At 54.7% G+C, this 11,788-nt stretch carries 14 protein-coding genes; 6 read left to right on the plus strand and 8 right to left on the minus strand.

Annotated elements, in window-relative coordinates; all coding sequences use genetic code 11:
- Nucleotides 1-4 precede the first annotated feature (4 nt).
- The 3 genes from C5Y96_RS07040 (at nt 5) to C5Y96_RS07050 (ending at nt 2,717) form a co-directional block, all read left to right on the plus strand.
- Nucleotides 5-796 carry a DUF3050 domain-containing protein gene (locus tag C5Y96_RS07040; protein ID WP_233198848.1) on the plus strand — a complete coding sequence of 264 codons (792 nt, stop codon included), beginning with the start codon at nt 5-7 and terminating at the stop codon, nt 794-796.
- Between the two features lie 137 nt (nt 797-933).
- Nucleotides 934-1,209: a DUF1883 domain-containing protein gene (locus C5Y96_RS28120; RefSeq protein WP_105351354.1), complete on the plus strand. Its 276-nt coding sequence runs from the start codon at nt 934-936 to the stop codon at nt 1,207-1,209.
- Between the two features lie 671 nt (nt 1,210-1,880).
- Complete coding sequence (locus C5Y96_RS07050; protein ID WP_105351356.1) at nt 1,881-2,717, plus strand: hypothetical protein; 837 nt, start codon at nt 1,881-1,883, stop codon at nt 2,715-2,717.
- 20 nt (nt 2,718-2,737) lie between these two features.
- On the opposite strand, the gene C5Y96_RS07055 is transcribed toward C5Y96_RS07050, so the two are convergent.
- From C5Y96_RS07055 to C5Y96_RS07085, 7 genes are all read right to left on the minus strand, one after another.
- Entirely contained in the window at nt 2,738-3,226 is a 489-nt protein-coding gene (locus C5Y96_RS07055) for an SMI1/KNR4 family protein (protein ID WP_105351359.1), read from the minus strand.
- A 261-nt stretch (nt 3,227-3,487) separates the two neighbouring features.
- On the minus strand, nt 3,488-4,006 hold the full coding sequence (locus C5Y96_RS07060) for a hypothetical protein (RefSeq protein ID WP_105351361.1): 519 nt from the start codon (nt 4,004-4,006) through the stop codon (nt 3,488-3,490).
- Between the two features lie 144 nt (nt 4,007-4,150).
- Entirely contained in the window at nt 4,151-4,831 is a 681-nt protein-coding gene (locus C5Y96_RS07065; protein ID WP_105351364.1) for a hypothetical protein, read from the minus strand.
- A gap of 42 nt (nt 4,832-4,873) precedes the next feature.
- On the minus strand, nt 4,874-5,485 hold the full coding sequence (locus tag C5Y96_RS07070; protein WP_105351366.1) for an SMI1/KNR4 family protein: 612 nt from the start codon (nt 5,483-5,485) through the stop codon (nt 4,874-4,876).
- A gap of 102 nt (nt 5,486-5,587) precedes the next feature.
- On the minus strand, nt 5,588-6,145 hold the full coding sequence (locus C5Y96_RS07075; protein WP_105351369.1) for a hypothetical protein: 558 nt from the start codon (nt 6,143-6,145) through the stop codon (nt 5,588-5,590).
- A 251-nt stretch (nt 6,146-6,396) separates the two neighbouring features.
- Complete coding sequence (locus tag C5Y96_RS07080; protein ID WP_105351372.1) at nt 6,397-7,020, minus strand: DUF1294 domain-containing protein; 624 nt, start codon at nt 7,018-7,020, stop codon at nt 6,397-6,399.
- 71 nt (nt 7,021-7,091) lie between these two features.
- On the minus strand, nt 7,092-7,661 hold the full coding sequence (locus C5Y96_RS07085; protein ID WP_105351374.1) for a PIN domain-containing protein: 570 nt from the start codon (nt 7,659-7,661) through the stop codon (nt 7,092-7,094).
- Nucleotides 7,662-7,987: 326 nt separating this feature from the next.
- Between C5Y96_RS07085 and C5Y96_RS07090 the strand changes: the two genes are divergently transcribed.
- A complete protein-coding gene (locus tag C5Y96_RS07090) occupies nt 7,988-9,307 on the plus strand; it encodes a replication-associated recombination protein A (RefSeq protein WP_105351376.1) in 1,320 nt (439 codons plus the stop codon).
- 116 nt (nt 9,308-9,423) lie between these two features.
- A complete protein-coding gene (locus C5Y96_RS07095) occupies nt 9,424-9,900 on the plus strand; it encodes a hypothetical protein (RefSeq protein ID WP_146115553.1) in 477 nt (158 codons plus the stop codon).
- Between the two features lie 219 nt (nt 9,901-10,119).
- Here C5Y96_RS07095 and C5Y96_RS07100 read toward each other — a convergent pair whose 3' ends face one another.
- Nucleotides 10,120-10,365, minus strand: coding sequence for a hypothetical protein (locus tag C5Y96_RS07100; RefSeq protein ID WP_105351382.1), 246 nt, complete (start codon nt 10,363-10,365; stop codon nt 10,120-10,122).
- A gap of 104 nt (nt 10,366-10,469) precedes the next feature.
- On the opposite strand from C5Y96_RS07100, the gene C5Y96_RS07105 reads away from it, so the two are divergent.
- The gene (locus tag C5Y96_RS07105; RefSeq protein WP_105351385.1) at nt 10,470-11,708 is read left to right on the plus strand and encodes a LysM peptidoglycan-binding domain-containing protein; all 1,239 of its coding nucleotides are present in this window, start codon (nt 10,470-10,472) and stop codon (nt 11,706-11,708) included.
- The last annotated feature ends 80 nt before the right edge of the window (nt 11,709-11,788 follow it).

Genomic DNA, 11,788 nt, shown 5'->3' on the forward strand with positions numbered 1-11,788 from the left:
GCCCATGATTGTCATGCCTCCTTCGGCGCAGGAGCGCCTCGACCGGATCGAACAGGTACTTGCTCCTCAGCGGCAAGAGCTGCTGGATCACGCCGTCTACCAGCGGATAGCCAATGCGGATGCGTTGAAAGTCTTCATGCAGTACCACGTCTTCGCGGTGTGGGATTTCATGTCGCTGCTGAAGGCCCTGCAGTTGAAGCTGACCTGCACGACCGTTCCTTGGCTACCAACCGAAAACAACCTGGGCCGCCGCCTGGTGAATGAGATCGTGCTGGGCGAAGAGAGCGACGAAGATGGCGAAGGGGGCTTCAGCAGCCACTTCGAGTTGTACCAAAGCTCGATGCAGCAGATCGGTGCCGACGGCTACTTGATCGATCGCTTCCTGCAGCGGCTGGAAAGTGGCCGCGACGTGACGGCCGCCCTATACGAAGCGGACCTCCCCCGCCCGATCGTGCAGTTCGTAACCAACACGTTCGACCTGATCGCCAGCGACAACCTGTGCGCGATCGCCTCTGGCTTCACCTATGGTCGCGAAGACCTGCTGCCAGGCGTCTTCCAGAAGATCGTCGCCCAGGTCAATCAAGAGCTATCCGGCTCGGCCTCGAAGTTTGTCTATTACCTCGACCGCCACATCGAACTCGACGGCGACTCGCACGGCCCGATGGCCCACCGGTTGCTCTCGCATCTGTGCGGCGACGACGACGACAAATGGCAAGCCGCCGAAGACGCCGCCGTGCGTAGCCTGGAAGCCCGGCTACTGCTGTGGAACGGAATGCTCGACGCGTTGGCTTACTAACGGAACTTCAGTTCTATTTCTTTTACTATTAGGAATAGAGTATTTTAGAAATTTGATTCCCCTGCTTTGGGCAAAGGCTTGACTCCCTCGGCAGAGGGGCAATAATACCGTAGTCCGACTTTATAGGAAGCCGATCTATGGCCACACAATCACAACAGTTTCTCCACTACCCATTGGGGCACTGCACACAGGGAAAAACGGTTGAGGTAACACTCAGCAGTGCTGCGAATGTCCAACTGCTGGACGCAAATAACTTCGCACTGTACAAGTCTGGCTCTCAATATCGGTATCATGGAGGTTACGTGACAAAAAGTCCTTATCGCATCAGAATTCCAAGCGACGGCAATTGGCATATTGCAATCGATCTAGGTGGCGCTGCGGGGCACGTAAAAGCTTCTGTACAAGTTATCTAAATGAAGCATTATGTCTGAAGATCAGCCACCCCCCGTCTACCGAGTAGCTCCCCTAGGGGAATTGCGTGCATACACAATCTCAGAAGATGAACTAGATCAGCTTGCTCGAGGAGGCGAATTCCCTCTCGATTTGAATTTTGCTGTTGCACTACTCTCAATATTCGGAACCATCCTAATCACCTTACTAACCGTCTCTCTCACTGGAATAACATTTCTTTCTTTTCTTTGTGCAGGACTCATCACGTTAATATCTGGGCTCTACTTGCTTCTCAAGGGAGTCGGAAGTTATCGCAGTTCAAGCTCCCTTGTCGAATCGATTAAAAACCGACTGCCTCCCGCAAAAGCCTTTCAAGAGTCCGCTGTGGCTGATGAAGAATAGAAATCCGAAATTACAGTTTCAATTCAATCGATATAGAATATAGCCTGCCAGTTTAGCATCCTTAGGATTGACACTGGCGTACCCTTGCAATATTCCAAAGTCCGTCAGGCTCCCGCTCCGGTTTACCTCAGCTTCTTCTAAGCAACACCCTCTCAAGGTAATAGAATCACTATCGTAGTAGATAGGCAACGGTTGTCCTGATCACAGATCCACCGACATGGCGCGCCCCAGGCAGCTTGGCAATACGGGGAAGTTAAAAGTGCCATCCAGTATTACTAACGGAAACCGATCCGTGGACGAGCACGATGGCACCACGACGTTCCGGTTGAAGACTTCGTTTCTTTACCAGGGCGTCGGGTGTTCGCTGTTCTTCTTGATCGTGACCGGTATCTATCTCGGGGTCCTCCAGAGCCGTGAAGCTGCTCACCTGTGGGGGACGATCTTCATGTGGCCCGTGTTGATACTAGGGGTCATGCTTTTCGGAGGGGTGTTAATCGTTTCGATCTACGGTTGGGTCTCGTACAACATCGAACGATTGAGCATTCAAGAAGACGTGATTTCCCTTCGCTCGGTAACGCAAGATTATCAGTTCGATGTGGCCGACGTGCATACGCTTGTCTGGCCCGTACATCGGCCAGACAGTTTCGTGACGATTCACGTGCTGAAAATTCACGTTTCCGGGGCAATCATCAAGCTGGGCCTGAAAAACTATTCGAATGAGGATCAACTGGCGATCATTCGCTTCTTCCGCAATCGAGTCCCTGCTTCCCAGCAGCAGGACTGGCCCGCTTACTGTTTCCAGTCGGCGATTCCCTTGCGGGATAAGTATCTCCCGAACGCCGATGTCGCTGACAAAGAAAAGCTTCAGCGCGTTATGAAACGTCGCATGTGGGCCCCTATGTGGGCAGTGGTGATTTGCAGCGTCGGCGCACTCGGAATGATCACGCTCGATGGACTGGGCGTCGACAAACTGATGTCCAGTATGGTCGGAATCACCGTGATCATGGCAGGCGTGATCAGCCCCTTAATTTACCTGGCCATTTTAGGCGTGAAGTTATCGACCGAAGTAGAACAAATGTCCGCTCGGCTATGGGACGAAGGGGAAGCGGAGTTGAACGGTGTAGGTTGAACGCCTGAGGAAGTACAAAACTATTCGCCGCTCAGAAATTCCTCGATGGTTACGGGGAAGGCCGAAATGAATTCGTCCGCCTCTTGATTGGCGTTGTAGGCGTAACTTTCGTGTTCAAAGCAGAACAGTCCAGGCAAGACGATGCCTGCCGAATCGGTCAGATATCCCATGCTGTCGCCATTGGCCCAATCGATAAACGGAAAGAACCTCGCGGCGACATCCGCGTGCGTTTCGGCGAACGAACTTCGCATCGAGTCGATAAAACCGGGTAGATCTTCCAGTGGCTGAAACAACCAGGACACGTCACTAGGATCGTCCTCGGGAGCGACACCAAAGCCATTGAACGTCAGGTAAAAGTCGCGGAACTCTTCCGGCAAAGAGATCCCCAGGCGATCGGCCAATTGATCCAACTGGTCGGCACCAACGCCGGGCTTCGTCGCGAGTTCATACTCGTCTTCGGCATGTCCCATCTCGTGCTGGTGATTTACGATTTGAACCCAATCAGGCATCGCCGTGCTCCGTGATTATGGGCGACAGACAACTTGTTGATGAGAGATTAATGTACTGCCTTTCGGCTGCCCAACGAATGGCCAATTGCACAGGTTGTGAATCGATGTGGAGGGCACCTTCGTCGACAGCGACGGCAGGAAGTGGAAGATAAAAAGCAAACACGTGCGGGAGTAGGCATCGCGATAAATGGCACTGCCTGGCATTGCATCACCTTAAGATCTCAAGCTGGCCCATCGAGCCGTTTACCATTTTGTTCGGTGTTATCTCGGTGACTCGGCCTTCACGCGTTCAAACGCGCTAAATGGCTGATTGTTGAAATCGCCCCCAACAAATAGCAAATCGTTCTGCCGGTCTTCGGCAACGGTGAGCATGACATTGAAGGACTCGCCGTTGCCGAATGGGTCGCCGTCGCGTTCGAGCCAGAAGATGACGTGCGGATTGCCATGAATGTTGGTCACCACGAAAGGGCATTTTTTGCCATCGAGATCAACACGACCAGCCAGATAGACCTTCATGTTCTGCTGCTGGAAATACTCGGCGTATTTGCCTGGGATTTTTGTCGCTACGGCTGGATCGGATTTGAATGACAATCTTTTCAGCAGTAGTCCTTGCCCTCCAGTAAGCCGCTCGGTCAAAGGGGCATGCACTTGCCAATCCCCTTCAATGCGGCTGGCGACAACGTTCTCTTTGCCAGGCTCGATCTTGACTTCATCCGCTGCTACGACGTGGACCATCAATCCGACAAACGCGAACGCAAGCGTGAACGAATATTGGCTCATGAAGGGGACTCCGTAGTGATGCAGATTTTTAAACGAGGATTTTCGAATTACCCATAGGCCGTCACGCTAACGCGGCCAAGTGGCGCGGTCAAGTTTCCTATCATGCGCGACATCTCGATCGACTAGTGATGTCACCAACGACGACTACCCCATTCCCTGCGACTGGCGTACGAGCTTTTCGATGTTGATAATCCCCTTATGTGCCTGTTGCACAAGCGTCAGTTCTTTGCGGGTATGGCGAGTGATGGCGTACCGGTACGGCAGCGTCAAGATCTTCCAGGGCCGGAACAGCAGGTAGCTGAGTTGGTCGGACGTGAACTTCTTCATATCGCTGGCGACGTCATCGTGCCGAAGGAGTTCGGTCTTCAGAGTCTGCTGCAAGAACTCGGTGGCTTCGTGATGCAATCGCAGGAGATATTCGGCATCCAAACCAGGAAATGCCTGGTACATGATCCCCTGCGGTGAGGGCAGAAGCGGGCCGTCAATCGTGGTCGAAGTTGTGATAGAAATTCCCCCGGGGAACTTGCTGACCATGTCGATAATTCGCTGATCGGCTGCGAAGTAAACAGCCAACGCAATCGTGTCATCCGCGTTGGTAAAGATCGCCATTGGAATACCCAGTGGCTCGATGGCGCACTTTCCGTGAAATTCGTTGGCCTGAATCCACGTCGGATCGATCACGGAAATGGCTTTCTCGAAGATCGGAATCGGCTGCTTTACCGGCGAGAAGTCGGAGAACCGCAGCAGGACCACCGGCAACATTCCACTCGCGCAAATCAGCAGCCAGATCAACGGTATCAAGAGAAGATATTGAAGATATTCCACTGCCTATTACCTTCGGAAAAACAAGAGTGACTGATCGCTACGTCATGCTTCGTCCGCCGGCAGAAAGCATCCTTCCTCTTCCGTGTAGACAAAGTCATCGGACGAGATCGCGCGGACGACCTGGGCCACAAACTCAGTGAACGAAGAAGCCAGGCAGGCAAAGCCAGACGGGTCGTGGTTGATGGCGACGACCTGGTACTTCTGACCGATCGAAGGGGGCGCAAGATCGAGCCCAAGGCTATCGCCGGTACCAGGATCGCAGAAGATAAGGTGATTGCGATGAACGGTCACCGGGCCGACCAGTTCGACGTTGTCATCATCCGGAAAGTCGAACTCGGCGAGCTCGCGATGGGCGAGCGTGGCCTGCACAACGCCATCCAACGTCAGGAACTCGCCCCACGTACACGTTTCACTTGAGCCGCCCCCCAGCGGCATCCGTGGAACCGCAGGCACTCCCACGCCGCAGCCAAGCTCGTCGAGTTGTTGCCCATTGGCGGCCAGGTAGAACTGCTTGAACTCGGCCGGGAACTCGACACCCAACTGACGCTCGGCAGCGGCGATCTCCGCTTCGGTAGCCGGCGGATTGAATGCGGCGGTTACCGCCGGATAGCAAGCCTGGATCGTCTGCTCGATGGATTCGGGGGTTGTCGTCATGATATGGGTGACCTGGGTACGAATATCACCGGCGTGCTGCCAGCGATGTTAATTGGGGATATAAGTGTTTGCTTGATGCAATTCCTGCCTGCAGGCAGTCGTTTATCTTCTTTCGTCTTTTGGAACAAGCATGGACACTCCATACTCGTCTTGCGCGTAGTTAAACAGATTTGGATCCAGATGTTGAGCGAGACTCTCCCAGCACTCTCTCTCATCGTCCCTGCCACACATGATCGGACTCAATTTCAGCTCTGTTTTTAACGAGAGATCAAGATCGGTGTCATATCTCTCATTGAAGTAGATGTTGCATTTACCCAAAAGCTCCAAGTGGATGGCCGAGCCCCCCACGCCAACCATCGCGGAACCGTTTTGCACTAATTCATGTTCAAAGACATAAATCATTGCGTGAGGTACCACATCGTTGTCTTCGAGTTCACCCCAAGTTACGGACGTCTCGGTTAGGTCGGTCCAGTGATTAAGAGTTCCACTTCCGGTCGTAAAGAGTCCAGCCGAATCAACGCGAACGCCTGGCCAGTCAATGTCACCTTGATGAAACCTTCCAGCGATGACAGTAAAACCCCAGATCATTTCGTCGCCAAGCAGCAAGAGATCAAGCGTAGCACTTTCGATTGGTATATGAAGGTCAGCGATTCGGAGCATGAAATCAAAAGGCCTTCTTTGTTGAGTTACCTACGAAGACGGACATCACCGGCATGCAGTCAGCGATTTGATTTGGGATGAAAGTAGATAGTTGCGAACGCGACCTCGAACTGGAACAAGCTTGGCACACAACAAGGATGCAGTAGCTGTGGTGGCGTCAAACTAGCACAATCAGAAGTGCACAGCAATCTTTTCACGACTGCCAAGATAGAAGTACTGCGTGCAAAGTGCCCGTATCAGCTTACATTCGGCTAAACCTGATCGATCCATTGATTGACGACCACGGCGTTACCACTCCAAACCAGGTAGCCTACGGCAAGAACGTTCAGAGCGACCGTCCCCCAGAATACCAATAAGAATTCCTGCTTGCTCGATTTATGCCGCAAAAGGCGTTGGGCTGCCAAGGCACCAGGCCAACCACCGACCAGCCCCATCAGATGCAAGGTCGATTCTGGCGTGCGCCATTTGCCCATCTTGGCCTTCGCTTTATCCCAGCCATAGACTATGAACGTTACCAGGCTCAGCACGCCGTAGGCCCCCACTACCAGCCAAGGCAATCGATTGAATAGTGCCGCAGCAACCAGGAAACCCACGAACAGCAAAGCAAACAGCACCGGCCACGCGCCATGCGAACGCTTGCCGGCGATCGGCCTGGGGGATTCCGGCTCGTCGGTAAAACTCGCGTTTACAGCTTGAGGCTTGCCTTCTTTGTTCTTCCCGATCTCGTAGAAAACCGTATCCCCAACTTCCGGCCGCCGCGAGCTTCTGGGAAATGCCGAGATGTGAACGAAGAGATCATCCGTGCCGTGATCGCGCGAGATGAAACCGAAGCCGCGGTCATCTTCCCAGCGAGTGATAGTTCCCTGCTTACGCATGCAACGACGATTCCTTTCACGCCCAGCTATTCGTACGACCTGTACCAGGAGGCGTAAGCTCCACGCAGGGGTTAGGGTTTCAGTTTATATTTAATGACGGAGTTCTCATTTTGAATCAGCCCCGCGCTCACCAATTCTGCCAAGATCGTCTTGCCATCAACAAGGCTATCCTTACTGTGACACTGTGACGCGATCCAGTTGATAAGCGGCTTTTCCTTGCGTGGCCTTGTCCTTCCATCCGTATGACGAAGTCGCTCGACTGCGAGATCCGCACATGCGCTGAAACCGGTCTTCTTTTCACCATTAGCCGGTGCGGTCCTCTGGCACGCACGTCCTGTCTTTTTAATATGGCTGACGAGCCCGTCAAAGCCATGATCGCGCGAGATCACATGAAACTGGATATCCGCCGCAGCGGTCTCGGAAAACTTTCCCAGGTAGTACGCGATATGAAAATCAAGGTTGTTCGAGCCTGTGGATTTCAGCTTGATGACTTCAATCTTCAGGAACTCACCGACGGTTGCATCTCCCAGGTTGATATTGGGATTCTTGGGACCACAAAAGATGAATAGCTTTTGGTATTGCTTGAACGCAATGCCTTTCAGGCTGCCAAGATTTTCGTAATCGACAAAACCCCAAATCATTGGGAGCTTTACTCCTAACCCTGGACCAACAGATGCACACGCCGAGCTTCCGGAAGATCGCTCAAGAAATAAAAAAACCCGGCGTACGTTTGTTAAGCTTCAACGTACGTCGGGCTCACACCGCGGCAAAGTGCTTAACGCTCCGTGCGGTGTCCTTGCTCGGCCGCAGACGATTGGAGCAACCGTCCAGAAGGGCCCATTCGGCCGAACACTTGTAACTTAGGTTATGTTTTGGCCGTTTGCAAACTTTTTCTTGGCACATTTCCTAAGTCGCGATTTTCGTACAATAAAGGGTCCTTGCTTCACGATCCCGTCGGACCTGATTGATGTCTTTGTTTGAACAAGCCGAAGCCAAGAACTTCGATCGCGCCAAGCCGTTGGCTGCCCGGATGCGTCCGCGCAACCTGGAAGAATTCGTCGGGCAAAAGCACTTCCTCGCCGAAGGCAAACTGCTGTGGCGATTGATCAAGTCGAACCGTTTGACCTCGGTCCTCTTTTATGGCCCGCCTGGGTGTGGCAAGACGACCTTGGCCCAGCTATTGGCATCCGAAACAAAGTGTCGCTTCCGCCAGCTGAACGCCGTGACCTCTGGCGTGAAAGAGCTGCGCGAAGTGCTGCAGGAAGCCCAGCGCGAAGTCGCCACCGGCGGACGCAAGACACTGCTATTTGTCGACGAGATCCACCGCTTCAACAAGTCGCAGCAAGATGCGCTGCTGCCGGATGTCGAGAACGGGATTGTGATCCTCGTGGGAGCGACCACCAGCAATCCGTTCTTCGCGGTCAACAGCGCGCTGGTCAGCCGGAGTCAAATCTTTCAGTTTGAACCGCTGACCCCCGCAGAGATCCATGATGTGCTGCGAGGCGCGCTATCCGATACGTATCGCGGGCTCGGCAAGTTCGCCGTGAAGCTCGACGACGATGCGGCTCAGTTTCTGGGCGAGGTGTGCGACGGCGATGCCCGGCGTGCGCTGAACGCTTTGGAGATCGGTGTCCTTTCGAGTGACGAGCAGCCGATCCACTTCACCCGGCAGTTGGCTGAAGAATCGATTCAAAAGAAAGCCGTACAGTACGACCGCGACGGCGACACGCACTACGACACGGCGAGTGCGTTGATCAAAAGCATCCGCGGCAGCGATGTCGACGCGGCCATCTACTGGCTGGCCAAGATGCTCGAAGGAGGCGAAGACATCCGCTTCATCACGCGGCGGCTGATCATCTCGGCTAGCGAAGACATCGGCAACGCCGACCCGCACGCCCTGACGATGGCCGTTTCTGCGATGCAGGCCTGCGAAATGATCGGCCTGCCGGAGTGCCAACTCACCCTTTCGCAAACGGTCGCCTACCTGGCCTGTGCCCCCAAAAGCAACGCCGCCACCGTCGCGATCGGCGAAGCACGAAAAGACATCCGCGAAGGACGCGTCGAGCCAGTCCCAGTCCACCTGCGTGACGCCCACTACGGCGGAGCGAAAGAGTTGGGCAATGGCGAAGGATACGAGTACTCCCACGACTCACCCGACGGCATCGCCGCCCAAACCTACCTGGGCATCGACCGTGAGTACTATCGCCCGGTGCCAAGGGGCTTCGAGGCAACACTGCAGAAGCGGGTAGAGGTCTACCGCAAACGGCTGCGTGGGGAAGATGTTTAGCCACAGAGATCACCGAGAGAAAGAAGGACGAACCGCGGACCTGCGCGGATGGGCGCGGATGGGCGCGGATGGGCGCGGATGGGCGCGGATAGGATGAGTGAATCCAAGCAGTGGGCATGCTATCAGGTGAATCTCGTTGGATGTATTGGGTAGGTACGGTGATCATCCTCGTGATCATCGGGATCCTGGCGGCTATTCTCAGGTACGTGAGCTTGTCCGGCAACGGTAAGGAAAGCGTCGACAACGAAAGGATCACTCTTGAGACCCGCAACATCACACGCTTTCGAGCAGAGATCGAAACGCTCGTCAGCGAACGCAAGTACCATCAAGCCACCGAAGCGTTACTCACCACCGAAGTTACAACGTTGGTTGACCAGGCGGTAACTTCGAGAGACCTGCGCTGGATGGCCGTCTACGAAGATACACTCGTTTTACCAGGCCTCGCGGAAAGCATCGTGATTCAATCTCGCTCTGCCGATTACTGGGTGATTCCCGGTACGTCGGATGCGATCATCGACGCAAGATGGCAAACGACAGCCACTGATTTTGCGGAGCGGTTCAATCGTGGGCTTCAGCAGGCGAAGAAGGATTAGCCACCGAGGGTGGAAGTGCCACACGGATTCTCATTCACTTCTTATCCGCGACTTTCTGCGTAATCCGCGGTTCATCCCCTCTTTCCAACTCGCTGCGCTACTGACACCCTACTTAGGTGTGCCCTGCTTTTGAGGGCAGCTAGCAGGCTGCTGAAAACCGGCCTTTGTGCGATTTGGCTGTTTGGTTACTATCTGCGAACGCTTGTTGAACTAGACAAGCTATGGGAACAACATGACCGTTGCGACGAGTGTCGCGATGATGCCCAGGATGCCGAAGATGATCCAGGCGACCGACTTCCCCGACCAGGGGCTCGTGTCGCGGATAATCGCGTGCAGACAGATCGGGCAGACGTCGACGTCGTCGAAGATTTCGGCTCCGCATTCGGGGCAAATTATCGTCTCGTCCTGATCGTCTTCAGGCTCGTCGTCGATCCAATCTTCGTCGTAGTAATCGCTGTCGATCATGTTCCTGGGATGGGTAAAGCAAAGTTAAGAGCACACCTCGGCATTATCAATCTTCGGCAGAAGGACCTGCCAGGGATGAGCCGAAATCGTCAGGGAGGACGAAGGTGGAAACGATTAAAACCGCATGCATGGTCATCGTGCTGATGGCCATTGGTTACGGCGTCTACACCGTCTTGAATCAGCCGGAAGATGTCCCGCCAGAAGTGGCCGATGCCGGCGAAAGCATGGACCTCTCGCTGCCAGACTTCTCGCAAATGGCGATGCCTGGCGGTTCGTCGGCAACCTCCCCTGCCTCGCCGATGGGCACCTCAAGCACCGCTCCCAAGTTCGACGACAAAGGGTTCGCCAGCGGACGGTTGACCGCTCCGCAGTTGGGCCAATCCAGTGGCAACGTCCCCACGTTCGATCGTTCGATTCCCCATGAAAGCGAAGAGCTAACTCGGGCGGCCGAAGAGGCTGCACTAGCTGGAGCGAGCGAACTACCACCGCTGGGCAGCTCGGCACCTGGCAACCCGGCCAACGCCATGGCTTCCAGCGAAGCTCCCATCCCAACGTCCCCTGATACGTCGCGCACCGAACTGGCCTCGGTCTACAGCCAAGGCAACATGGGGGGCATGTCGAATCCAATGACCAGCAGCGGCGGCTCCTCGCAGTCGGCCGAACAATTTCAGGCCGATTGGGACGAAGCCCAAGTTTACCTTCGCCAAAACGACCTGGTCGAAGCGACCCGGCGGCTGACCCCGTGGCGAAATCGACCGGAGCTGAATCCTTCGCAAAAGGAAATGCTGAACCTGCTGCTGAGCCAGTTGGCCGGTACGGTGGTTTACTCAACGCAGCACTCGCTCGAAGAACCCTACACCGTGGGCAGCGGCGAAACGCTTGGCAGCATTGCTCAGCAGTTTCAAGTTCCTGAGATCCTGCTGCAGCGGATCAATGGCATTGCCGACCCCAACAGTTTGACGCCTGGTCAGAAGCTGAAAGTGCTACGTGGTCCCTTCAATGCGAAGGTCGACATGACGCACAATGAACTCACGCTGGAAATCGATGGCTGCTACGCCGGGCGGTTCCCCATCACTATCGAGAATGGCGCGGTCATTCCGGCTGGTGTACATGAAGTGCTGCGGAAGGAAGCCAACCCGCAGTTCTACGACGAACAGGCCCAAAAGATCCTGACTGCCTCCGATCCGGCGAATCCGTACGGTGGCCACGCAGTGCATCTGGACGGCGGCATCGTCTTGCACGGCAGTGGCGGCCCAGGCGGCTCGATCAGCATGAGTTCGCGCGATTCGGAAGATATCTACGGGATTCTTTCGATCGGCTCGAAGGTAACCGTTCGCCGATAATTTGATTGCAGCCACCATCGCGGATAGCTTACGGTAAAGAGGTGCCATGTTGGCACCTCTTTTCGATGGGGCCCTTATGT

This window comes from Blastopirellula marina (assembly GCF_002967715.1).
In the GTDB taxonomy this organism is placed as follows: domain Bacteria; phylum Planctomycetota; class Planctomycetia; order Pirellulales; family Pirellulaceae; genus Bremerella; species Bremerella marina_B.